The organism is Micromonospora sp. NPDC057141 (assembly GCF_042670805.1).
Taxonomy (GTDB): Bacteria; Actinomycetota; Actinomycetes; order Mycobacteriales; family Micromonosporaceae; genus Micromonospora.
In genome coordinates this window covers 1-523 of the sequence record NZ_JBHUVA010000033.1, presented here as the reverse complement: position 1 = coordinate 523, position 523 = coordinate 1, and the positions used below count along the sequence as shown (strand labels likewise).

1 rRNA gene and 1 pseudogene are annotated in these 523 nt (G+C 69.8%); one reads left to right on the top strand and one right to left on the bottom strand.

The features are described 5' to 3' along the window. Window positions 1–344: pseudogene (locus tag ACFT41_RS18045) on the top strand (hypothetical protein); the annotation flags it as partial. Window positions 345–436: 92 nt separating this feature from the next. Here ACFT41_RS18045 and rrf read toward each other — a convergent pair. Beyond that, window positions 437–523, bottom strand: a 5S ribosomal RNA gene (gene rrf / locus ACFT41_RS18040); the annotation flags it as partial.

Genomic DNA, 523 nt, shown 5'->3' with positions numbered 1-523 from the left:
CGATCCCCGCCGAAACCACCCTCACGACGGTCCCCACCACGGAAACCACCCTCACGCGGCGGACCCGAACGGAAACCACCCTCGCGGCGGTCGCCGCTGCGGAAGTCCCTGCCCTCGCCGCGCGGCGGGCCTTGGTGTCCACCGTCCCGGCTGCCACTGGCGGAGCGCGAGTCGTCGCGGGGGCGGAAGCCGCCCTCACGGCGGTCACCGGAACCACCGCGCTGGTCGCGCGAGCGGTCGTCCCGATCCCGGTACGCCGGGCGGTCATCCCGTCGGGGCGCGCCACCGCGTCGGTCGGAACGGTCTTCGTAACGTCGAGGACGATCGCCGTCCTGCGGTCCTGAACTCACAGGTACATCCTTCCTGATTGCGCCGCACTCGACGCTACGCAGTCGAGGGCCGACCCACATTGGGGCGGCCCTCGACTGGAAAGAATGTCCGGCGGTGTCCTACTCTCCCACACCCTCCCGAGTGCAGTACCATCGGCGCTGAAGGGCTTAGCTTCCGGGTTCGGAATGTAACC